Annotated in this window: 20 protein-coding genes and 1 riboswitch; of the genes, 13 read left to right on the top strand and 7 right to left on the bottom strand. The window is 74.6% G+C overall.

The annotated features are described in order from the left end of the window. Nucleotides 1–244: 244 nt before the first annotated feature. From ABZ234_RS08855 to ABZ234_RS08835, 5 genes are all read left to right on the top strand, one after another. Nucleotides 245–457 carry a hypothetical protein gene (locus tag ABZ234_RS08855; RefSeq protein ID WP_267946743.1) on the top strand — a complete coding sequence of 71 codons (213 nt, stop codon included), beginning with the start codon at nucleotides 245–247 and terminating at the stop codon, nucleotides 455–457. 89 nt (nucleotides 458–546) lie between these two features. Then, complete coding sequence (locus tag ABZ234_RS08850) at nucleotides 547–759, top strand: hypothetical protein (protein ID WP_267946744.1); 213 nt, start codon at nucleotides 547–549, stop codon at nucleotides 757–759. A 236-nt stretch (nucleotides 760–995) separates the two neighbouring features. Further along, complete coding sequence (locus tag ABZ234_RS08845) at nucleotides 996–1,904, top strand: RNA polymerase sigma-70 factor (protein ID WP_355011638.1); 909 nt, start codon at nucleotides 996–998, stop codon at nucleotides 1,902–1,904. A gap of 4 nt (nucleotides 1,905–1,908) precedes the next feature. Continuing rightward, the gene (locus tag ABZ234_RS08840; RefSeq protein WP_267946746.1) at nucleotides 1,909–3,063 is read left to right on the top strand and encodes an FAD-dependent oxidoreductase; all 1,155 of its coding nucleotides are present in this window, start codon (nucleotides 1,909–1,911) and stop codon (nucleotides 3,061–3,063) included. A 199-nt stretch (nucleotides 3,064–3,262) separates the two neighbouring features. After that, nucleotides 3,263–3,883: a Uma2 family endonuclease gene (locus tag ABZ234_RS08835; protein WP_355011681.1), complete on the top strand. Its 621-nt coding sequence runs from the start codon at nucleotides 3,263–3,265 to the stop codon at nucleotides 3,881–3,883. Here the strand turns inward: ABZ234_RS08835 and ABZ234_RS08830 are convergent. Further along, nucleotides 3,865–4,551 carry a response regulator gene (locus tag ABZ234_RS08830; protein WP_267946748.1) on the bottom strand — a complete coding sequence of 229 codons (687 nt, stop codon included), beginning with the start codon at nucleotides 4,549–4,551 and terminating at the stop codon, nucleotides 3,865–3,867. The genes ABZ234_RS08835 and ABZ234_RS08830 overlap by 19 nt on opposite strands. Beyond that, nucleotides 4,548–6,212: a sensor histidine kinase gene (locus tag ABZ234_RS08825; RefSeq protein WP_267946749.1), complete on the bottom strand. Its 1,665-nt coding sequence runs from the start codon at nucleotides 6,210–6,212 to the stop codon at nucleotides 4,548–4,550. Before ABZ234_RS08825 ends, ABZ234_RS08830 begins: the two co-directional genes overlap by 4 nt. A 210-nt stretch (nucleotides 6,213–6,422) precedes the next feature. Between ABZ234_RS08825 and ABZ234_RS08820 the strand changes: the two genes are divergently transcribed. From ABZ234_RS08820 to ABZ234_RS08810, 3 genes are read left to right on the top strand one after another with little or no spacing between them, the layout of a single operon-like run. After that, nucleotides 6,423–7,415 carry a tripartite tricarboxylate transporter substrate-binding protein gene (locus ABZ234_RS08820; RefSeq protein WP_355011637.1) on the top strand — a complete coding sequence of 331 codons (993 nt, stop codon included), beginning with the start codon at nucleotides 6,423–6,425 and terminating at the stop codon, nucleotides 7,413–7,415. Further along, a complete protein-coding gene (locus ABZ234_RS08815; protein WP_355011636.1) occupies nucleotides 7,412–8,056 on the top strand; it encodes a tripartite tricarboxylate transporter TctB family protein in 645 nt (214 codons plus the stop codon). Before ABZ234_RS08820 ends, ABZ234_RS08815 begins: the two co-directional genes overlap by 4 nt. Beyond that, on the top strand, nucleotides 8,056–9,612 hold the full coding sequence (locus ABZ234_RS08810) for a tripartite tricarboxylate transporter permease (RefSeq protein ID WP_267946752.1): 1,557 nt from the start codon (nucleotides 8,056–8,058) through the stop codon (nucleotides 9,610–9,612). The genes ABZ234_RS08815 and ABZ234_RS08810 overlap by 1 nt, the downstream gene beginning before the upstream one ends. Before the next feature lie 85 nt (nucleotides 9,613–9,697). Here ABZ234_RS08810 and ABZ234_RS08805 read toward each other — a convergent pair whose 3' ends face one another. The 4 genes from ABZ234_RS08805 to ABZ234_RS08790 form a co-directional block, all read right to left on the bottom strand. After that, nucleotides 9,698–10,273 carry a TetR/AcrR family transcriptional regulator gene (locus ABZ234_RS08805; RefSeq protein WP_267946753.1) on the bottom strand — a complete coding sequence of 192 codons (576 nt, stop codon included), beginning with the start codon at nucleotides 10,271–10,273 and terminating at the stop codon, nucleotides 9,698–9,700. Nucleotides 10,274–10,403: 130 nt separating this feature from the next. After that, a complete protein-coding gene (locus tag ABZ234_RS08800) occupies nucleotides 10,404–11,537 on the bottom strand; it encodes a hypothetical protein (protein WP_355011635.1) in 1,134 nt (377 codons plus the stop codon). Between the two features lie 182 nt (nucleotides 11,538–11,719). After that, nucleotides 11,720–13,093 carry a HAMP domain-containing sensor histidine kinase gene (locus ABZ234_RS08795; RefSeq protein WP_355011634.1) on the bottom strand — a complete coding sequence of 458 codons (1,374 nt, stop codon included), beginning with the start codon at nucleotides 13,091–13,093 and terminating at the stop codon, nucleotides 11,720–11,722. Further along, on the bottom strand, nucleotides 13,090–13,755 hold the full coding sequence (locus ABZ234_RS08790) for a response regulator transcription factor (RefSeq protein ID WP_267946756.1): 666 nt from the start codon (nucleotides 13,753–13,755) through the stop codon (nucleotides 13,090–13,092). The genes ABZ234_RS08795 and ABZ234_RS08790 overlap by 4 nt, the downstream gene beginning before the upstream one ends. A gap of 159 nt (nucleotides 13,756–13,914) precedes the next feature. Here ABZ234_RS08790 and ABZ234_RS08785 point away from each other — a divergent pair, with 159 nt between their 5' ends. The 5 genes from ABZ234_RS08785 to ABZ234_RS08765 all read left to right on the top strand — a co-directional run bounded on the left by ABZ234_RS08785 (nucleotide 13,915) and on the right by ABZ234_RS08765 (nucleotide 18,999). After that, nucleotides 13,915–14,646, top strand: coding sequence for a hypothetical protein (locus ABZ234_RS08785; RefSeq protein ID WP_355011633.1), 732 nt, complete (start codon nucleotides 13,915–13,917; stop codon nucleotides 14,644–14,646). 224 nt (nucleotides 14,647–14,870) lie between these two features. Further along, nucleotides 14,871–15,076: riboswitch (cobalamin riboswitch) on the top strand. Nucleotides 15,077–15,129: 53 nt separating this feature from the next. Then, nucleotides 15,130–16,059, top strand: a complete 930-nt coding sequence (locus tag ABZ234_RS08780) for a nitrite reductase (protein WP_355011632.1) — start codon at nucleotides 15,130–15,132, stop codon at nucleotides 16,057–16,059. After that, entirely contained in the window at nucleotides 16,056–16,721 is a 666-nt protein-coding gene (locus tag ABZ234_RS08775; protein WP_267946759.1) for a precorrin-8X methylmutase, read from the top strand. The genes ABZ234_RS08780 and ABZ234_RS08775 overlap by 4 nt, the downstream gene beginning before the upstream one ends. Then, nucleotides 16,718–18,232 carry a precorrin-2 C(20)-methyltransferase gene (locus ABZ234_RS08770; RefSeq protein WP_355011631.1) on the top strand — a complete coding sequence of 505 codons (1,515 nt, stop codon included), beginning with the start codon at nucleotides 16,718–16,720 and terminating at the stop codon, nucleotides 18,230–18,232. Before ABZ234_RS08775 ends, ABZ234_RS08770 begins: the two co-directional genes overlap by 4 nt. Continuing rightward, nucleotides 18,217–18,999 (top strand): SAM-dependent methyltransferase, encoded by a 783-nt coding sequence (locus ABZ234_RS08765; protein ID WP_267946761.1) that lies wholly within the window; start codon nucleotides 18,217–18,219, stop codon nucleotides 18,997–18,999. The genes ABZ234_RS08770 and ABZ234_RS08765 overlap by 16 nt, the downstream gene beginning before the upstream one ends. On the opposite strand, the gene cbiE is transcribed toward ABZ234_RS08765, so the two are convergent. Then, a complete protein-coding gene (gene cbiE / locus ABZ234_RS08760; protein ID WP_355011630.1) occupies nucleotides 18,982–20,220 on the bottom strand; it encodes a precorrin-6y C5,15-methyltransferase (decarboxylating) subunit CbiE in 1,239 nt (412 codons plus the stop codon). The genes ABZ234_RS08765 and cbiE overlap by 18 nt on opposite strands. Between the last annotated feature and the right edge of the window lie 36 nt (nucleotides 20,221–20,256).

The raw sequence follows: 20,256 nt of genomic DNA, 5'->3' as shown, positions 1-20,256 counted from the left end.
GATGTCTGGATACAGCGTGATTCCGATGCATTCGTCAGGTGAGGGATTCGGCCGTGCTTTCGGTTGGGTAACACGATGACTTCATTGCCTGGCGACATGTCCGGCATGTCCACATCGAAACCGAGAAAAGTCCGAGGAAACTCTGGATTCTTCCCGCGAAGTACGGCGAGCACGGGCCTGGCTACGCTAAGTTAATTCCGGCGGCCACCGCCAGAGCGTTATGAACTTCCGAAAGGCATCACCCATGACCCGTATCGCCAAGGTTTCCGGCTTCGTACTGGCCACCGGCCTCGCCTTCGGTGCCTTCACCGGCACCGCCGCCGCGGACAACAACGCCAACGTCCAGAACATCACGATCCCGATCTGCCTCGACGTGCTCGCCGCCTCGGGCGTCAGCGGCCCCGAGTGCAACGTCGTCAACTGGACCGCCACCAAGGGCATCAGCGTCGACGACTAGTACCCCGTCGCACACACCCCTGCACCAGCGGGGCCCCGCGGCCCCGTCGTCACCAACCAACGCACTGCCAACCGAAAAGGATCAGCACCATGAAGCGCATCGCCACCGTCTCCGGCCTCCTCCTCGCCACCGGCCTCGCCCTGGGCGCCATGACCGGGACCGCCGCGGCGGACAACAACGCCAACATCCAGAACGTGACCGTGCCGATCTGCGCCGACGTCCTCGCCTTCGACGGCCTCGACCTGGGCGGCTGCAACGTGTCCTCCGGCACCTCCACCAAGGGCATCTCCGTCGACGACTAGTCGGCCCTCCCGGCTCGCCGGGTACGGGACTTCCGGGGCTCTCCGTCCCCCGGAGCCACCCGGAACTCCCAGGACACCCGGCACTCTCGGGATGGACGCGGGGCACGGCACCGGCCGCGCCCCGCGTCCTGTTCTTCCGGACCGCCCGCCCGGACGCCCGCGCACCGCGTGCCCGGGGCCGCGAACCGGTACGGGAGGCGTGTCACGCCGGGGCGGGGGTGATACGTCTTCCAGACATGACGACCGATGCCTTCCACGAGCACCGCGCCCTCCTGACCGGTGTCGCCTACAGGATCCTCGGCAGCGCCTCCGACGCGGAGGACGTGGTCCAGGAGGCCTGGCTGCGCTGGTCCGCCGTCGATCCGGCGAAGGTCGACGACCCGCGCGCCTACCTCGTCACCATCGCCTCCCGCCTGTCCATCGACCGGCTGCGCAGCGCCCGGTCCCGCCGCGAGTCCTACGTCGGCGAGTGGCTCCCCGAACCCGTCAGCGACATCCCCGACGGCGCCGAGCAGGCCGAACTGGCGGACTCCGTGGAGTTCGCGCTCCTCGTGGTCCTGGAGACCCTCTCACCCCTGGAACGGGCCGTGTTCGTGCTGCGCGAGGCCTTCCAGTTCCCCTACGCGGAGATCGGGGAGGTCATCGGCCGGGAGGAGGCCGCCACGCGGCAGCTGGCCAGGCGGGCCCGCGACCACGTCCAGGAGAGGCGGCCCCGGTTCGAGGCCGACCGCGCCGCGCGGCGACGGATCACGGAGCGGTTCCTCCGCGCCTGCATGGAGGGGGACCTGGACGGCCTGACCGGGCTGCTCGCCGACGACGCCACCCTCGTCGGGGACGGCGGCGGCAAGGCCAAGGCGCCCCTGCGGGTCCTGGAGGGCGCCTCCAAGGTGGGCCGCTTCCTGGCCGCCCTGCCGGGCAACGCGGACAGGTTCCTCGCCTCGCTCGGTCTCGGCCCGGCGGTCGCCTGGGCCGACGCCCGGACCGAGGTCACCGAGGTCAACGGCGGTCCGGCGGCGGTCGTCTCGCTCGGGGGCCGGGTGGTGGCGCTGGTCGTGCTGGACGTGGCCGACGGGCGGGTCCAGCACGTGTACCTGGTGGCCAACCCCGACAAGATGTCACGCCTGCGGACGCCCGGCCCGTCGTAGGGGTATGGATATCACCGTTGTGGGCGGTGGCCTCGCCGGATTGACCGCGGCCATCGCCGGCGCCGAGAGGGGCGCGAACATCACCCTGCTGGAGGCGCACCGGACCCTGGGCGGGCGGGCCCGCGCCACCGAGCCCCCGTACGTGGCCAACGAGGGACCCCACGTGCTCTACGGGGACGGGGCCCCGTACCGGTGGCTGGCCGAGCGCGGCCTGCTCCCGCCGCACCTGCGCCTTCCCGTTCGGGCCGCTCCGGGCGTGAGGTTCCGGTACCGGGGGCGGCTCGGCATGCCGCCCGCCGGGCTCCTGCGGGCCGCAGCCCGCCGCGGGCTGCGGGCCCCGTACGACCGGGACTTCGGGTCGTGGGGCCGGGAGCGGTTCGGCACGGAGACCACCGGGGCGATCGCGAGCATGATGGGGGTGGCGCTCTTCGACTCGGACCCGTCCCGGCTGTCCGCGGAGTTCGTCTGGGACAGGTTCCTGCGGGTGACCACGCCCGCGTGGCCGGCCGCCCGCTACATGGTGGGCGGCTGGACGTCGCTGGTCGGGTGGATGGCCGACCGGGCGCGGGAGCGCGGGGTGCGGATCGCGACGGACGCCCGGGTCGACTCCCTGGACGCGCTCCCCGACGGCCCGGTCGTCGTGGCGACGTCGCTGGCCGCGGCCCGCTCCCTGCTCGGGGACGACTCCCTGGCGTGGGAGAGCGGGCACACCCTGATGGTGGACCTGGGGCTGCGCCGGGGCCGGGACCCGTTCATCGTCTTCGACGGCGACGAGTGCGGGTTCGTGGAGCGCTACACGGCGGTGGACCGCACGCTGGCGCCGGAGGGCGAGGAGCTCGTGCAGGCCCAGGTCCCGGTGCGCCCCGGCGAGTCGAGGGCGCGCACGGGGGAGCGGCTGGAGCGGCTGCTGGACCTGGCGCTGCCGCGGTGGCGCGACCGGGTGACGTGGCGCAGGGACCAGGTCGCACGGGGGCGCACCGGTGCGCTGGACCTGCCGGGGCACACCTGGCGCGACCGCCCCGCGATCGACCGCGGGAACGGCGTCTACCTGGCCGGTGACTCGGTGGCGGCGCCCGGTCTGCTCGGAGAGGTGGCGTTCACCAGCGCCGTCGCCGCCGCCGAGGCGGCGACGGGCAGGAGGCCGGTCGGGACGCCCTGATCCCGGCCGGTCCCGCGACCGCCGGGCCGGGAGCGGGGACGGACCGCCCCGGCCCTGCGGTCGGCGTTCCCCGGTGCGGAAGCCCCTCCTTCGTGAGAAACCTCCGCTCTCCTTCGGACTTCTTCGGCGAAACCCGCCGGTAACAGAGCGTGGGGCCGGATACTGGCGGTCATGATGAAGAGGAGGCAGTATGTCTGTCATGACTACCAGGCATCCGGACGTACCCGAACGAGGTCTGACCGTGGACGACCTGGCGCACACACCGGACGACGGGCGCCGGTACGAGCTGGTCGACGGGCGGCTTGACGTGTCACCGGCCCCCAAACCCCTGCACAGCGTGGTCGACTCCCGGCTGACCATCCACCTGGGCAACACCGCCCCCGACGAGTTCGTCGTGCTCTCCGGTCCCGGGGTCAACCTCAACGGCGACCGAACACTCCACCGGATCCCCGACCTGGCGGTCTTCGACCATGAGCCTCCGGAGGAGGGCTACTTCGACATTCCGCCGGTACTCGCCGTCGAGATCGTCTCCCCGGAGAGCGTGCTCCGCGACAACCACACCAAACGGCACGAGTACGCCGCGTTCGGCATCCGGTCCTACTGGATCGTCAACGCGCTCGCGGACAAGGTCGGCCTGGTGGAGCTGCGCCTGGAGGACGGCGTCTACCAGGAGGCCGCCCAGGTCCACGGCGAGGACGTCTTCGAGACCGACCTCCCCTTCCCGGTCAGGCTCGTGCCGCACTGGCTCACTGCCGGTGGTCCGTGGCGCGGGAGCATCGGCGGCGAGGCGCCCGGGGAGGGTCAGGCGACCCAGCGGTAGAGGTGCTCCGGGCGGCCCGCCGAGCCGTAGCGCATGCGCAGCTCGGCGCGGCCGTCCGCGCACAGGTGCTCCAGGTAGCGGCGCGCGGTCACCCGCGACACCCCCGCCCGTTCGGCGACCTCCGAGGCCGACACCTCCTCGGGCGCGTCGCGGAGGACCCCCGCGACCAGGTCGACGGTGGCCGAGGTCAGCCCCTTGGGCAGCGACCGGGCCGCCGGGGGCCGCAGCAGCCCGAACAGCCGGTCCACGTCCTGCTGGGTGGCCTCCCCGAAGGCGTCCATCTGCCGCCGCGCCACCGCGTACCGCTCCAGCTGGTCGCGCAGCGCGCTCAGCGGGAACGGCTTGAGCAGGTAGTGCACGGCACCGCCGTGCAGGGCCGAGCGGACCTGCGCGATGTCGCGTACCGCGGTGATCATCAGGAAGTCGGTCTGCTGGGGCGCGGCTGCGGCCGCGGACGCGCGCAGCGCGCGCATCACCGAGATCCCGGAGGCGTCGGGCAGGTGCAGGTCGAGCAGGACCAGGTCGGGCCGGTGGCCGTGGATCTGGGTGAGGGCGGCCGCGGCGGTGTGCGCGACCCCCACCACGGAGAACCCGGGCTGCGACTCCACCACCTCCTGGTGGTTGCGGGCCACGCGCACGTCGTCGTCCACGACCAGCACGCGGATCACGACGGCACCACCGCCGCTGTCCGCACGGGCAGGCAGGCGGTGAACACCGCGCCCTCGTCGGCGTCGGGCGCCTCCATCTCGACACTTCCCTCTCTGCTCTCGCACACCTGTTTCACGAGCGCGAGTCCGAGCCCGCGCGTGCCGCCGTCCCGGGACGCCTTGGTGGTGAACCCGAGCCGGAAGATCTCCTCCGCCACGTCGTCGGCCACCCCCTGGCCGGAGTCGGTCACCCGGATCTCCAGCAGGTCGTGGGGCAGGCCGCTGTCGGCGGTGTGCAGGCGCACCATCAGCTCGACCCACCCGTGGGGGGCGGACGCCACCGCGTCGAGCGCGTTGTCGACCAGGTTCCCGAGGACGAGCAGTGCGTCGGAGCGTACCTCCCTGTCGAGGGCGGGGACGCTCGTCATGGGCGAGAGCCGCAGGTCGACCCCCATCTCGGAGGCCTGCGCCGACTTGGCGATGGTGAGGGCCGCCACGGCGGGGTCGCGGACGTGCTCGGAGATGTCCGTGCTGGTGCGGGTGTGGGTGGCGGACAGGTCCGCCAGGTAGGCGCGGGCCTCGTCGTAGGCGCCGAGTTCGAGCAGGCCCGCGACGGTGTGCACCCGGTTGGCGAACTCGTGGGTCTGGGCGCGCAGCCCCCGGGTGACGGTGCGGGCTCCGTCGAGTTCCCCGGTGAGCCGGTCGAGCTCGGTGCGGTCCCGCAGGGTGACGACCGCTCCCGCGTCCTCGCCGCGCACCTGGACCGGCATGCGGTTGGCGACCAGGATGCGGTTCCCGGCCAGCAGGAGCCGGTCGTCCCCCGGGTCGTCGCCGGAGACGATGTCGCGGACCCGTTCGGACAGGCCGAGTTCGTCGAGGTGGCGCCCCTCAGCGTCGTCGGGCAGGCCGAGCATGTCGCGCGCGGGCAGGTTGGCCAGGACGAGGCGGTCGGCGCCGTCCACCGCGAGGACCCCCTCGCGGACCGCGTAGAGCAGGGCCTCCCGGCTCTCCAGGAGCGCGGTGATGTCGGCCGGTTCGAGCCCGTGGGTCTTGGTGCGGACCTGGCGCGAGAGCGCCCAGGCCCCGCCCACGCCGAGGACCAGGACCACGGCGACCATGCCGAGGATCGCCGGGACGGAGGCGCGTACCTCGGTGGCGGCGCTGGAGGTGAGTATGCCGAGGGAGACGTAGCCGACCACGTCGCCCCCGGCGTCGCCGCCGTTGACCGAGCCGCCCCCGGAGAACACGGGGACCTTGGCCCGGACGGTGCGCCCCTGGGTCCCGTTCTCCACGCCGGTCCACTCCTCACCCCGTGCGGCCGGCCCCGGCGGGGTGGACACGGTCCGGCCTATGAGGTCCTTGTCGGGGTGGGTGTGGCGGATGCCGTCGGGGGAGGCGATGACCACGAAGTCGGCGTCGGTCGCGGCGGCGACCCGGTCGGCGAGCGGGTCGAGGACGGTGCTCGGCTCGGCGGTCTGGAGGCCGTCGACGACCTGGGGCATGACGGCGACGGAGCGGGCCACTCCGAGGACCCGTTCGGTGTACTGGCGGTCGGTGGCCCGGTCGAGGTGGACCGCCCAGAGGGTTCCGACGGCGGCCAGGGCCACCGTCAGCAGGAGCACGTAGCCGATGAACAGGGAACCTGTGAGCGAGAGGCGGCCGCGCGCGGGGAGCGTGGTCATGTGTCCTCCAGTCGCCTTCGCCGGGGTGCGGGGACCCGGCCGGGCAAACGCCCAGGTGGGCGTGTCACGAACAATACGACCAATATGCCCCCAGTTTTAACAAAGATCTGACATCGGCGTGCCCCGGGTCACACTGTGGCCTGGATCTCCTCGTCGCCGGTGCGCCGGGGAGGCCTGTGACGCCCTGGACGACCGAAGAGGAGAGCACCCATGCGCGATCGCGGCGTGCTGTTCCGCGTGGGGGGCGGGCTGTGCGCCCTCCTCCTCGTGGGGACGGCGCTGTTCGACGTGCGGCAGAGCGCGGCGTCGGGGAGCGGCCAGCAGGAGAAGCTGCTGCTGATCGCCCCCGCCGGACCCGGCGGAGGCTGGGACACGCTGGCCCGGGAGATGCAGAACGGGCTGCGCGAGGAGGACCTGCGCTTCAACGTCGAGGTACGCAACGCGGAGGGCGCGGGCGGCACGATCGGCCTCGCGCAGACCGCGGGCCGCGAGGGCCAGGCGAACGTCCTCACGATGACGGGCCTGGGCATGGTCGGCGCGGTGGAGACCACCGGTTCGCTGTACACGATGGAGGACTCGACCCCGATCGCGCAGCTGGCGTCGGAGTACCTGGCCGTCGTCGTCCCCGCCGACTCCCCGTACGAGACCCTGGACGACCTGGCCGGGGACTGGCGCGAGCGGTCGGGGACGCTGCCGGTCGCCGGCGGTTCCATGGGCGGTGTGGACCAGATCTTCGCCGCCCAGGTGGCCCGGTCCATGGACATCGCCCCCGGGGAGATCAACTACCTGCCGTACTCGGGCGGCGGCGAGGTCCTGACCTCGCTGTTGTCGGGGACGTCGGAGGTCGGCTTCGGAACGCTGGGCGACTTCAGCGACCAGGTCGACGAGGGCGGCCCGCTCCGCGCGCTCGCGGTCTCCTCCCCCGAGCGGATGGACGGGGTGGACGTGCCGACCCTCGCCGAGCAGGGCTACGACGTGGAGATGTCGAACTGGCGCGGGGTCATCGCCCCTCCCGGGCTCACCGGGGAGGAGGCCGACCGGCTGGAGGGGCTGGTCCGTGACCTGTTGGCCTCGGACGCCTGGGCGGACACCCTGGAGCGCAACCGGTGGACCGACACCTTCCAGCCGCGTGAGGAGTTCGAGGAGTTCCTCGACGCCGAGGTGGCAGTGACGCAGGAGACCGTAGAGGAGTTGGGGCTGTGACGGCCGACAGCGAGCAGTCGGTCCCCGGGACCGCCGGGGACCCCGGACCGGGGACGGCGACCGTGACCGGGGAGTCCGCCGGAACCGGCGCCACCGGGGCGGACGGGGCCGCTGCGGCGCCGGGGAACCCGGAGGCCGCGGAGGCCCCGGACCCGGAGACCGCGCCGTGGAGCGGACCGACCATGTGGGTCGTCCCCGCCCTGGTCGCGGCCCTGGGCGCCGTCTGTCTGTGGGGCGCGTTCACCGTCGAGGCGCCGCCCAACGTGACCCGGCCCGGACCGGCGGCCTTCCCCGGGGCGGTCGGCGGCCTCCTGCTGCTGGTCGCCGCGTGCCTGAGCGCGGTCAACCTGCGCCACCTCCGGTCGGGCGCCGGCTCCGGCGGGAACGGCCTCGCGTGGTTCGAGGGCCGCCCCGTGCTGCTCATCCTGGCCGGGCTGGTGGTGCACATCGCCGTGCTGGAGTACGTGGGCTGGCTGCTGTCGGGGGCGCTGCTGTTCTGGGTGGTGGCCTACGCGTTCGGCGCCCGCGCCCACGTGCGTGACGCCGTGGTGGCGCTGTCGATGTCCGCGGCCGTGCAGGTCGGCTTCTCGCTCGGGCTCGGGCTGAGCCTGCCCGGCGGTTTCCTGGAGTTGGTGCTCTGATGGACGCTCTTCCCCTCCTCCTCGACGGGTTGGTCTCGGCGCTGACGCCGATGAACCTCATGTGGGCCTTCCTCGGCGTGCTGCTCGGCACCGCCGTGGGCGTGCTGCCGGGCCTGGGTTCGGCGATGGCGGTGGCGCTGCTGCTGCCCGTGACGTTCCGGCTCGACCCGACGAGCGCTTTGATCCTGTTCGCGGGCGTGTACTACGGCGGCATGTTCGGCGGGGCGACCACGTCGATCCTGCTGAACACCCCCGGCCAGGCGTCGTCGATCGCCACGACCTACGAGGGCCACAAGATGGCGCTCAAGGGCCGGGCGGCGCAGGCCCTGGGCACCGCGGTCATCGGCTCGTTCGTGGCCAGCGTCATCGGCACGCTGGTGGTGGCCCTGTTCGCCCCGGTCATGGTGTCCCTGGCGCTGAACTTCGGTCCGGGCGAGTACTTCGCGCTGACCGTGTTCTCGTTCGTCGCGGTCGCCGCGGTCGTGTCGGGCTCGGTGCTGCGCGGGCTGGCCTCGCTGCTCATCGGCCTGGCCATCGGCATGGTCGGCATCGACGGCCAGAGCGGCGCCGCGCGCTTCGACTTCGGGTCGTCGGCGATGCTGGACGGGATCGACATCGTCGTCGTCACCGTGGGCCTGCTCGCCCTGGGCGAGGTGCTGTACGTGGCGGCGCGCGGCAGTTCCGGGGCGGACCTGTCCGCGATCCGCACCGGCCGCGCGTGGCTGAGCCGCCGGGACTGGGCCCGGTCGTGGAAGCCGTGGCTGCGCGGCACCGCCCTGGGCAGCACGTTCGGCCCGATCCCGGGCAGCGGCGCGGAGATCCCGACCTTCCTGTCCCTGGGCCTGGAGCGCAGGCTCGCGGCGCGCCGGGCGAAGCGCAGGGGCGTGCCGAACGAGTTCGGCCGGGGAGCGATCGAGGGCGTGGCCGGGCCGGAGGCCGCGAACAACTCCAGCGCGGCGGGCACGATGGTGCCGCTGCTGGGGCTCGGGCTGCCGACCTCGGCGACGGCCGCGATCATGCTGGCCGCCTTCCAGCAGTACGGCCTCCAGCCGGGGCCGGTGCTGTTCGAGCGCAACGCCGACCTGGTGTGGACCCTCCTGGCGAGCCTGCTGATCGGCAGCGTCCTGCTGCTGGTCATCAACCTGCCGTTCGCGCCGCTGTGGGCGAAGCTGCTGAAGCTGCCCAAGCCGTACCTGTACGCGGGCATCACACTGTTCTCGGTGCTGGCGGTGTACGCGATCAACACGTCGGTGGTGCACCTGGTGATGCTGCTGGGGGTGACGCTGCTCGGCCTGGCCATGCGGACGTTCGGCGTCCCGGTGGCCCCCGCGCTCATCGGCGTCGTGCTCGGCCCGATCGCGGAGACCGAGTTCCGCCGCGCGCTGGCCGCCTCCTCGGGCGACCCGTCGATCCTGGTCGGCAGCGGTATCTCGATCACCCTGTACGCGCTGGTGCTGCTGGCGGCCGTGGTCCCGGTGATCGCCGGGGTGCGGCGCCGCCGTGCCGCGCGCGGGCAGGGGGCCGCCCCGGAGCGGGAGTCCGCCGACCTCGGCTGACATCCACAGGAGCGTCCCCTCCCACCGCGCCCCTCCCCCGCGGCCCCCGGCACCGACCGCCGGGGGCCGCCGCCGGGGAAGGGCCTCAGGCGAGCACCTTGGCGACGTACGCCTCCAGCCGCTCCTCCAGCCGCTCCGGCGGGGCCCCCTCCCCGCCGGCCAGGTGCTCCACCAGGTCGGCGCGGACGGCGGCCAAGAGCGCGTGGGCGGTGAAGTCGGCGTCGGGCGCGCCCGGGATCCCGCGCACGGCGTCCCGCAGGAGGGTGTGCCACCACGTGTAGTGCCCCGCCCGGTAGGGGCTGTTCCCGCCGCCCGTCTCCAGCGCCAGCGCCAGGTGGCGGTTGTCGAGTTTGAACCGCAGCAGCGCGGCCATGAGCGCCGGAACGCGTTCGCGCGCGGGCGTGTCGGGGCCGAGGGGCGCGGGCCCTTCGGCGACGGCCTCGCGCAGGGGGGCGATCCGTTTCTCCATGAGCGCCTGGATCAGGCCGTCGCGGTCGCCGAACCTGCGGAAGAGCGTGCCCTTGCCGACGCCCGCGGCCGTCGCGACGTCGTCCATCGACACGCCGCCGGGGCTCGTGCTCGCGGCGAAGAGCCGGTCCGCGGCGGCGAGCACCGCCTCCCTGTTGCGCTGCGCGTCGGCGCGCTCCCTGCGTGGGCTCACTTTCACTCCCCCTGCGAGACGGGCCCGCCGCTTCAAGCGGACCAATGGTCCACATCCTAGGGGGCGCCGGGCTTCCGCGTCCGACGCCCCGGTGCGGACCGGAGGGGCCGCGTGTCCGGGCCCTTCCGGGTCAGCCGGCGGCGCCGGTCTCCAGGGCGTGGAGGCGGGTGTAGGCGTACTCCGGCACGGGCCGCCCGGCGAACCCCTCCCCGCCCCCGCCGGAACCGTCCTTCCCGGCCGCCGCGGTCCCGGACACGTCCCCGTTCACGGGGAGGGGCCCGGCCAGGCGGCGGTGGCCGGGCTCGTCCGGCCCGGTCAGCAGGAAGACCTGGCGCCGGCCCCCGTCCCGCCCGGTCACGAGCGAGTCCTCGACGACCTCGGCGATCCTGCGGTCCCAGGGGTCGCGGGTGCGGCGCAGCCGGATCGCGCCGCGCTCGGTCCACTCCACGTTGTCCCGGCGCAGGAGGACCCGCGGGAGGTCCGAGGCGATCATGTCGTCCACTCGGAAGGCCATGCGGTCGACCCCGGCGAAGGCCTGTCCCGCCCGTGTGACGTGGGCCCGGCAGCGTTCGTAGAGGAACAGCGCGCCGGGGGCCGAGACCACCAGCGTGTCGTCGGGCGTGGCGGGGCGCTGCGCGTAGACGTCCATGGTCCGGCTGCGGCTTCGGAGCCAGCGCCCCGCGGCCGGGTCGACGAACGCTGCCAGCTCCGCGACCTGGCGGACCTCGAACGGGAAGTCGACGCCGAGCACCGAGTCGTGGTGGGCGATCCGGTTGCGGAACCGGCGGACCCCCTCCGCAGTGGCGGCCACCTCCGCGCGCATCCCGGACGACCCGGGGAAGGCCCGGTGCAGGCAGGCCCGCCACAGCTCCTCGTACCCGGGCCCGAGCATCCCGGACCAGAACCCGAAGCTCATCGCGGCGACGACCTGGTCGCGCGTCTCCCGCCCCTCCTGGCGGAGGCGCTCACGGACGCGGCCGGACGCCTCGGCGACGTACTCGCCGCCGGGAACGGGGAGCAGGAACCAGGGGATGCCCCGCTCGGCCTCCCGGAAGTGGGCCCGCAGGACCCTGTCCATGCCCCCTCTGAGCAGGACCTCCAGGTGGGCGATGTCCTCGAAGGCCGCCGCGGACACGCGCGCGCCCCACTCGTACAGGGCGAGGGCGCGGCCCCGGTCTCCCCCGGCCAGCGCCAGGTAGGGCGCGAGGCGCGGGGCGGGGACCAGGCTCAGGACCGCGTCGGTGTCTGCTTCGACGGAGGACATCGCCCGATGCTACTGTCCTGGGGAACGCCCCAGTGCCGCCTCTGCTGACATGCGCCTGGGGCTTTTCCCTTCCCTCCCGCCGCCCCGGTCCGGCATGCCTTCGCACAGGCCCGTCCCCGCGCGCCCCGGCGCTTCCCGCACGCACTGCGCTCCCCGGGCCGCCGCGGCGTGTCGGCCGCCGGTCAGGCCGTGGCCCTGGGCAGGGTGATCGCGACGCCGGTGCCGGAGGGCCCGCTGTCGATCCCCACCCGGCCGCCCTGGGCCTGGACCAGGGAGCTGACGACCGCCAGCCCGAGGCCGGAGATGCGGCCGGCGCCCTCGTCCCGCGAGGTCACGAAGGGCTCGAACACGTGGGGCAGCAGCGCGGGGTCGATGCCCGGGCCGTCGTCGGACACCGTGAGGACGAGGGAGTCGCCCTCGCCGCGGGCGGCCACGGTGGCGCGGGTGCCCTCCGGGTTGTGGTCGACGGCGTTCGCGACCAGGTTGGCCAGGCACTGCTCCAGGCGTGACTGGTCGCCGAGCAGGACGTCCGGCGGCGGCTCCTCCAGGGTGACCGCGCCGGCGTAGGGCAGGGAGTCCAGCCGGGCGCGCACGGCGTGGAACAGGTCGGGCAGGAACACCGCCTCCACCCGGACGTCGATCTCGTCGCCTCCCCGGGCGACCGCCATGAGGTCCTCCAGGACCCGGCGCAGGCGGTCGAGTTCGGCGCGCACGACGGCCGCGTCGGCCGTGCCCAGCAGTTCCAGGTGCCCCTCCGCGACGGCGAGGGGGGTGCGCACCTCGTGCGAGATCGCGGCCAGGTAGCGGCGCCGGTTGGTGTCGGCCTGCTCGATGCGCACGAGCATCTGGTTGATCTCGGTGGCCAGTTCGGCGATCTCGTCGCGGGTGGCGGGCACGGGTACGCGGGTGTCCAGGTCGGAGGGGGAGATGGCCTTGGCCGCCTCGGAGACCTCCCGCACGGGCGACAGGGTGCGCCGCACCACCAGCCACAGCGCGATGCCGCCGCCGACGACGCCGACCCCGCCGGCGAGGGCGGAGAGCAGCAGGACCGTGGCCGCCGTGTCGCGGGTGGAGTCGAGGGGGGCGACGACGGTGACGACGGCGAGGGGGACCCCGGCCCCGTCGGCGACCTCGGTGTCGAGCACCCGGACCGGGCCGGCGTCGGTGTCGAGGGTGCGGATCGTCCCCGGCTCGGGTGCGGGGGCGTCGCCGCCGCGCATCAGCCCGGCGACGCGGGTGGGGCCTCCCGTGCTCTGCAGGCGCGCCCCGTTGGCGGTCACCAGCGTCACGTGGCGGGCTCCGCTGGGGCGCACGGCGAGCGCCTGACGTGCGGCGCGCTCCGCCTCGGGCCCCGAGACCACCCCGTCGAGCCCCGCGGCGGCGGGGACCTGGTCGGCGAGGGCGTCGCCGACCAGCGCCGACTCCTCCCGGAGCAGGCGGTCGATGTCGGTCAGGCCCGAGACGCGCACGAGTTCGTAGGTGAGCAGGGCGACGCCGCCGATGACGAGGGCCATGACGAGCAGCGACCGCAGGACGACGCGGCCGGTGAGGCTCACCGGGTACCCCCGGCGAGGCGGTAGCCCGCGCCGCGGACGGTCTGGATGCGGTCGGCGCCGAGCTTGCGGCGCAGCTGGCTGACGTAGACCTCGACCACGTTGGAGGCGCCGTCGAAGTCGTAGCCCCAGACGCGGTCGAGCAGCTGGGGCTGGGAGAACACCTGTGAGGGGTTGCGGATGAGGACCTCCAGGACGCCGAACTCGCGGGTCGACAGGTTGACGGTCCGGCCGTCGACGGAGGCGGTGCGGGCCCCGAGGTCGAGTACGACGCCGCCGGCCGCCAGCACGTCGCCGCGCTCCTGTCCGCCCGTGCGCAGGCGCGCCCGGACCCGGGCCAGGAGCTCGCTCACGCTGAAGGGCTTGACCATGTAGTCGTCGGCCCCGGCGTCGAGGTTGGCCACCCGGTCGCTGACCGCGTCCTTGGCGGTGAGCACGATCACGGGGACCGAGGGGCGGCGCTGCCGCAGGCGGCGCAGCACCTCCTCCCCCGGGATGCCGGGCAGTCCCAGGTCCAGGACGACCAGGTCGACGTCGGGGGACAGGGCCATCGTCAGCCCGTCGATCCCGTCCGCGGCCGAGAGCACCTGGTACCCGGCCGTCTCCAGGCCCCGCCGCACGAAGGAGACGATGCCCTCCTCGTCCTCCACCACCAGAATCGCCAACGCCGTGTCCTCTCCGCCCGTGGTCCCCCTACCTTGGCAGGAACCGCTGAACCGTTCCTGAGAGCCACATGAAGACGTTCTTCAGGTGGCTTTCAGGACTCCATCATCTTGCCGCCGCATGCTTGGGGCAGTAGAAACCTTCGAGCAAAGGAAACGCCGATGCAGCGCAACACCGTCATCCTCCTCTCCTCCGCCGCCGCGGCCGGGCTGCTGGCCGTCGGCACGATCGGCTACCTCGTGGTGGACGACCCCGAGCAGCAGGTCGACTCGATCGAGCTCACCGGCGTGACCTCCGGTTCGGCCCCCTCGGCGAGCGGGGCGGACGCGTCGGGGCAGAACCCCCCCTCGTCCCAGTCGGTGGACGGCCTGGAGCAGCTCGTGGGCGAGCTGCGCGCCGACGGTGACGACGACGACGGCGACGACACCGACGACTGGACGGTGTCCGGTGTCGAGGTCGACTTCGGACCCGAGGAGTGGCTGCTGACCGACCCCGAGCTGGAGGACTTCGACGGCAACGGCACCGTCCAGCCGCTCCTGGACGAGCTGCGCGGCCTGGAGGGCACCGAGGTGACGCTGGGCGTGCGCTACGAGGCCGACGACGACCGCGACGACGCCGACGTGTACACCATCAACGGGCTGGCCTTCCGGGACACCGACGACGGCCCGGCCCCGTGGCAGAACACCGGCGGGCAGACCGAGGCCGACCGCGACACGGTGTCCGCGAACGCCGCCGAGGCGGTCGGCGAGGGCGCCCGCACCGTCGAGGTCGAGCGCCAGGACGAGGACGGCTGGGACGGCTGGGACGCCGAGGTGCTCGACGCCGGCGGCCAGGAGTACGAGGTGATCCTCGACGCGGCCGGCGAGGTCGTCGACGTGCGCGCCGAGGACTGACCTGCGAGGACCCGTGCGGCCGTCCCGCGGCCCGTCCCCGCGTCCGCGCGGTCGGGGCCCCGCCCTCCTCGGAGGGCGGGGCCCCTTCATGTCGTCCGGTCATCCGGTCTGCGGGCCCGGGGACGGGGCCGGTCGCCCGGTCCGCCCCGGCCGGACCGCCCGGGGCCGCCGCCGGAGGCCGGCACGGCAAGGCGACGTCCCCCGGAGCAGGCAGGAGGGGGTCGGGGTACCCTCGTCGGGCCAGTCGAACTCCACTTGGTGGGGTCAGGGAACCCGGTGGGAATCCGGGACTGACGCGCAGCGGTGAGGATGACGGGCGGGCACGTCCGGGGAGCACTCCCCGGGACAGCCACTGGAGCACGGCTCCGGGAAGGCGCTCCGCACCGGTCGAATCCGAGTCCGAAGACCTGCTGGCACCGGCGGCCACGGTCCGCCGAGTCATCCGCGGGCTCCGCGAACGAGCCCCTGACCCGAAGGACGCGCATGTCCCCGACCGGTTCTCCCCCCTCCACGCGCCGTACGCGCCGCGACCGCTGCCCCGGCGTGCTGAGACCCTGGCCCGCCGAGGACGGCCTGCTGGTCAGGCTCCGGCTCATCGGCGGCCGTGTCGGCGCCTCCTCGCTGCGCGCCCTCGCCGCGGTGGCCGACCGGTACGGCTCCGGCCGTGTCCACGTCACCGGCCGCGCGAACCTGCAACTGCGCGCGCTGCCGGGAAACGCGGGGCGGTTGGGGCCCGAGGTGGTCCGGGCCCTGGCGGAGACCGGCCTGCTGCCCTCCGTCAGCCACGAACTCGTCCGCAACGTGATGGTCTCCCCGGGCACGGGCACGGCGGGCCCCGCCGGGACCGGACCGGGCGGAGGCCGGGCCGACCTGCGCCCCGTCGCCTCGGACCTGGACACGATGCTGTGCTCCGTCCCGCGCCGCGCCGACCTGCCCGGCCGTTTCCTGTTCGTCCTGGACGACGGGCGCGGCGACCTGATCGGCCACCCGTGCGACCTGGGGCTCGTCGCCCTGGACGAGGGCGTCGCCCAGCTGAGGATCGGCGAGCGCTGGGGCCCGCTGGTGCCGGTCGACGAGGCGCCCGCCGCGCTCCTGCGCCTGGCGGACGCGTTCCTGGACCGCCGCGGGGAGGGGCCCACCGCGCCGTGGCACGTCGCCGAGCTCCCGGCGCCGCTGGCCGGGCCGGTGGAACCGGACCGGCGGCTCCCGCCTCCCGCCCCACCGCTGCCGTACGGCCCGCTGCCCGGGGGCGCACGGCATGTGCGTGTGCCCGACGAGGGCCTGGACCGTCCGGCCGCCGAGGCCCTCGCCGAGGAGGCGCTCGCCGCCGGGTCCGGCGAACTCGTCGTCACACCCTGGCGCGGCGTCCTGGTGCCGGGAGAGTCCGTTTCCAGCCCCGGGGAGGCGCGGTGACCGTCCCACGCCGGCCGGGCCGGCACTACGACTACATCGACGACGGGCCCGCGATCTACACGGACTCCTTCGCCGTCATCAGGAAGGAGGCCGAGCTCGGGCACCTGCCCGCCGACGCGGAGCGGCTCGCCGTGCGGATGATCCACGGCACCGGCCAGGTCGACCTCGCCGGGGACCTGGTGGTCCACCCCGGCCTGGTGTCCGCGGCGCGCTCCGCCCTGCGTGCCGGGGCGCCGATCCTGTGCGACGCGCGCATGGTGGCCAGCGGTGTGACCGCGAGCCGCCTTCCGTGTGACAACGAGGTGCTCTGCTTCCTGGGCGACGGACGCGTCCCCGGCCTCGCCGCCGAGTGGGGGACCACGCGCAGCGCCGCCGCGGTCTCCCTGTGGGAACCGTTCCTGGAGGGCGCCGTGGTCGCCGTCGGCAACGCGCCCACCGCCCTCTTCCACCTGTTGGAGATGCTGGCCGACGGGGCGCCGCGCCCGGCCGCGATCGTCGGCTGCCCCGTCGGTTTCGTGGGGGCCGCCGAGTCCAAGCAGGCGCTGACGGAGTTCGGCGACCGGTTCGGCGCCGACATCCCCTACGTGACCGCCCGCGGCCGCCGCGGAGGCTCCGCGATGACCTGTTCCGCTCTCAACGCACTCGCCAAGGAGGAGGAGTGACCGGACGTTTCCACGGGGTGGGCGTCGGCCCCGGCGACCCCGAGCTGATCACCCTCAAGGCCGCACGGCTCATCGCCGCGGCCGACGTCGTCGCCTACCACGCCGGGGTCGGCAAGGCGTCCAACGCCCGCCGCATCGCCGCGTCGCTGATCCCCGGGTCGGCGGTCGAGGAACAGCTCACCTACCCGGTCACCACCGGCGCGACCGACCACCCGGGCGGGTACACGGGGGTGCTGGCCGACTTCTACGAGGAGTCCGCCGCCCGGCTGGCCGCGCACCTGGACGCCGGCCGCGACGTCGTGCTCCTCTCCGAGGGCGACCCGCTGTTCTACGGCTCGTACATGTACATGCACGACCGGCTGGCCGAGCGGTACGAGACGGAGATCGTGCCCGGGGTCCCGGCGTTCGCCGCGGCCACGGCGGTGGCGGCGGCCCCGCTGGCCCGGCAGACCGACGTGCTCACCGTGCTGCCCGGAACCCTCCCCGAGCCGGAGCTGGCCCGCCGGCTGGCCGACACCGACGCCGCGGTGGTCATGAAGCTGGGCCGGACCTTCCCCGCCGTGCGCCGGGCGCTGGAGTCCGCGGGGCGGCTGGAGCACGCCGTGTACGTGGAGCGCGCCTCCATGGACGGGGAGCGGCGGCTGCCCGTGGCCGAGGTCGATCCGGCGACGGTGCCCTACTTCTCCCTGGTCCTGGTCACCGGGGACAGCCGCAACGGCAGGAGGTCGCGCGACCGGTCCCTGCCGGAACCCGCGGCCGTGGAGCCCGCCGGCCCTGCCGCCGAGCTGCTGGTCGTCGGCCTGGGGCCCGGTCCCGGCCGCTGGCTCACCCCCGAGGCCTCCGCGGCGCTGGCCGGGGTGGACCACGTGGTGGGCTACGGCCCCTACGTCGACCGCGTCCCGCAGCGGGCCGGCCTGACCCGGCACGCCTCCGGCAACACCGTCGAGATCGACCGCGCCCGCCTCGCCCTCGGGCTCGCCCGCGACGGTGAGAGCGTGGCGGTGGTCTCGGGCGGGGACGCCGGTGTGTTCGGCATGGCCACCGCCGTGTTCGAGGCGGCCGAGGACCCCGCCTACCGGGACGTCCCGGTCCGGGTGCTGCCGGGCGTCAGCGCCGTGCAGGCGGTCGCCGCCCGGGCGGGCGCCCCCGTCGGCGGTGACTTCGCGGTGATGAGCCTGTCGGACCGGCTCAAGCCCTGGGAGGTGATCGAACGGCGCCTGCGCGCCGTCGCCGAGGCCGACCTGGCGCTGGCGATCTACAACCCGGCCTCGCGCTCGCGGACCGGGCAGGTCGCCGCCGCCCGCGAGGTCCTGCTGGAGCACCGCAAGCCCGACACCGTGGTCGTCGTCGGACGGAGCGTCGGCAGGGAGGGCGAGTCCCTGGCGGTGACCACGCTCGGGGAGCTCGACCCCGCCGGCGTCGACATGCGCTGCCTGCTCATCGTCGGCGCCTCCGGCACCCGCGTCTCCGGGTCGGGCCGGGTCTGGACGCCGAGGTGGGTGCAGCCGTGACCGTGCACTTCGTGGGGGCGGGGCCCGGAGCCGCCGACCTGCTCACCGTCCGCGCCACGCGCATGCTCAACGCGGCCGACGTCGTCCTCTACCCCGGCACGTACCTGGACCCCGGGGTCCTCTCCCACTGCGCCCCCGGCGCGGAACTGGTCGACACCCAGGGTCTGGACCTGGACCGCATCACCGAACGCCTGGTCGCCGCGCACGCCGCGGACCGGGACGTCGTACGGCTGACCTCCGGGGACCCCTCGCTGTACTCGGCGCTGGCCGAGCAGACCCGGAGGCTCGACGCGCACGGGGTCCCGTGGGACGTCACGCCGGGGGTGCCCGCCTACGCGGCCGCCTCGGCGCTGGTGGGCCGCGAGCTGACCGTGCCGCTGGTGGCCCAGTCGGTGGTGCTGACCCGGACCGGCGCCCGGTCGACGGCGATGCCGGAGACCGAGGCGCTGGGCGCGTTCGCGGCGACGCGGGCCACGCTGGTGCTGCACCTGGCGATCCGGCGGGTGCGGGAGCTCATGGCCGAGATCGTCCCCGCCTACGGCGCGGACTGTCCCGCGGTGGTCGTGTACCGGGCCAGCCAGCCGGAGGAGGCGGTGCTGCGCGGGACGGTCTCCACCGTCGCCGGCCTGGTGGAGGAGGCGGGGCTCCGGCAGGCGGCGGTGATCCTGGTCGGGTGGGCGCTCGACCCCGAGGGGGGCGGTGAGTCCTACCTGTACGACCCCGCGCGGCCCAGGGGCGCCGCCCCCTCGTCAGGCGCTTCCGGGTGACGTGGCCAGGCTCCACTGGGTGACGGTGCGGGCGGGGGACCATCCGGTGAACGCGCCGATGGGCGCGGCGGTCTCCACGGCGGTGCGGGTCAGCTCCCCGCCGTGGCGCCGGTAGGCGTCCGCGAGCAGCCGCTCGGTCTCCAGCGTCACCCCGTGCACCACGAGTCGGCCGCCCGGTACCAGCGCCTCCAGGCAGGCGTCGAGCACGCCGGGCCGGGTCGCGCCGCCGCCGACGAACACCGCGTCGGGCGGGGCCAGCCCCTCCAGCGCGTCCGGCGCACGGCCGGCGACCACGCGCAGGCCCGGGACGCCGAGCCTGTCGGCGTTGCGGCCGATCCGCCCGGCGCGCCCGGCGTCGGCCTCCACCGCCGTGGCCGTGCACGAGGGGTGGGCGCGCATCCACTCGATGCCGACCGAGCCCGCGCCCGCGCCCACGTCCCACAGGTGCTGCCCCGGGGAGGGCGCCAGCCGGGCCAGCGCCGAGGCGCGCAGGTCCCGCTTGGTGAGCTGGCCGTCGTGCTCGAACGCGTCGTCGGGCAGCCCGGCGACCAGTCCGAGGCCCGTCGGCCCGAAGAGCTCCAGCGCCAGTACGTGCAGCCGGGGCACCTCCTCCGGAGGGGAGCCGAGCCAGTCGCGGGCCGTGCTCCCCGACCGCGACTCCCCGGCCGCCCCCAGGTCGCCGAGGACGGTCATCCGGCTGCCGCCGTAGCCCGCTCCGACCAGCAGGGCGGCGACCGTCCCGGGGGTGGCGGCGTCCGAGGAGAGCACCAGGACGCGGCGTCCCGGGGCCAGGACGCGCATCAGCAGGTGCGTGTCGCGCCCCACCAGGGACAGCACCGTGCTCCCCTCCGCCGGCCACCCCATCCGGGCGCGGGCCAGGGCGACCGAGGAGACGGCCGGCTCCACGCGCACCGCGTCCGCTCCGAGCAGGTCGATCAGCGTGCTGCCGATGCCCGAGACCAGGGGGTCGCCGGAGGCCAGTGCGACGACGGCGCGGCCCTCCAGGGAGACGAGCAGGTCCGGCAGGCCCTCGCGCAGCGGGGAGGGCCAGGCCCGGCGCCGCTGGCCCGGCGCCCGCGGCAGCATGGCGAGGTGCCTGGGCCCGCCCAGCACCGTGTCGGCCGCCAGGACCAGCCCGCGCAGCCTCTCGGGCACGCCCGGCCAGCCGTCGGCGCCGATGCCGACGACGGTGATTCGGGGAGGGGACATCTCGACCTTCATGGGCAGGACGCTATCGTGGCGGCCGAAGGTGCGAGG

It is taken from the genome of Nocardiopsis sp. NPDC006198, assembly GCF_040613895.1.
Lineage (GTDB): Bacteria > Actinomycetota > Actinomycetes > Streptosporangiales > Streptosporangiaceae > Nocardiopsis > Nocardiopsis tropica.
The sequence above is the reverse complement of the archived record's forward strand: the minus strand, read 5'-3'. Positions and strand labels throughout refer to the sequence as shown.